We start from the raw sequence: 1328 nt of genomic DNA on the forward strand, positions 1-1328 counted from the left end.
GTCGCAGTCGCCCGCGCGCAGGCTCTGGCACGCCTGGTGCGCCGCGACGAGACCCGACGAGCACGACGTGTTGATCGCCATTGCCGGGCCGCGCAGGTCGAGGAAGTACGACAGGCGCGAGGCGAGGATCGCGTCATGGTTGCTCGTCAGCGTGCCCTGGCCTGCCGCGATCTGCTGGTACTCGCCCTGCTCCACGCCGACGAATACGCCGGTGCGCGCGCGCTCCAGCTGGCGATCGCCATGCGCGGCATCCTCCAGGGCGCGCCAGGACTCCTGCAGGAGCAGGCGCTGTCGCGGATCCATGCCCAGTGCCTCGCGCGGCGACAGGTCGAAGAACAGCGGATCGAATTCCGCCACGCCGGGCAACGCGCCGAGCCATTTGCCGACGATGGTCCGGTTCGCGTAGGGCTCCCGCCAGTCGAACCGCTCCAGGGGAATCTCCTCGATGGCGCTGCGTCCCTCGATGAGCAGGTTCCAGAAGGTCGCGACGTCGCGCGCCTGTGGAAACCGACCGCTCATGCCGATGATCGCGATGGGCTCGGCGACGTCGCCCACCGCATCGCGCGACGGCACCGCCGTCGGCGTCACGCCGACAGTGGCCGTCAAGGCGGCGACCGGTGGCGCATCCGCCGGCGACGCGGCGTCCTGCCGGTAGAACGCGTCCATGCGTGACGCATGGGCGGCGAGGAGATGGGTGGCGACCTTGTCGATCGTCGAATGCGTGAAGAATGACGCGGGCGTGAAGGAGATGCCGAAGTGGCGGCTTAACTGACGCGACCATTGCGCCAGGGTGATGGAATCAAAGCCGAAGTCGGTGAGATTGCCGTGCAGCGTGACCCTGTCGTCGGCGAGCCTGAGCAGTTCCGCAACCTGCCGCCTGAGATCGCCGCGCAGCGCCTCGTCAACGGTCAGGCCGCGCCACGCGGGATCGCCGCTGGCAAGCGCCGGGCGCGGGGCAGACGCCTCCACGACGGGCGCATCGCCCAGGCCGAGGGTACGCTCGATGCGCGAACGGTCGCCTGCCATCACCACGTAATGCGCGGAAGGGTCGATCAGGCAACGCTCGAGGATGTCGAGCCCCTGCTCCGCCTCGAGCGCCTGCAATCCGCTCGAACGCAGGTACGTGAGCCGGCTGTCCTCGTCGCCACCGCGCATGCCTTCGGTCCAGGCCGGCCAGTCGATCGCGACGCGCCGGATGCCGTCGGCGGCGGCCATGCGGTCCGCCCACGCCATCTGGAACCGGTTGCCGACGGCGTAGTCGCCGCCACCGAAGTCGCCGAGCACGGCGGAGGTGGAGCTGAAGTAGCAGATGAACGCCGGCGCATGTT

1 protein-coding gene is annotated in these 1328 nt (G+C 69.5%); it reads right to left on the minus strand.

Features of this window, described 5'->3' with window-relative positions; translation table 11 throughout:
• A partial coding sequence (locus tag JNG39_RS21080; protein ID WP_368313924.1) for a beta-ketoacyl synthase N-terminal-like domain-containing protein occupies positions 1-1328 on the minus strand: 1328 nt, incomplete at both ends.

The organism is Luteibacter sp. CQ10 (genome assembly GCF_040900725.1).
In the GTDB taxonomy this organism is placed as follows: domain Bacteria; phylum Pseudomonadota; class Gammaproteobacteria; order Xanthomonadales; family Rhodanobacteraceae; genus Luteibacter.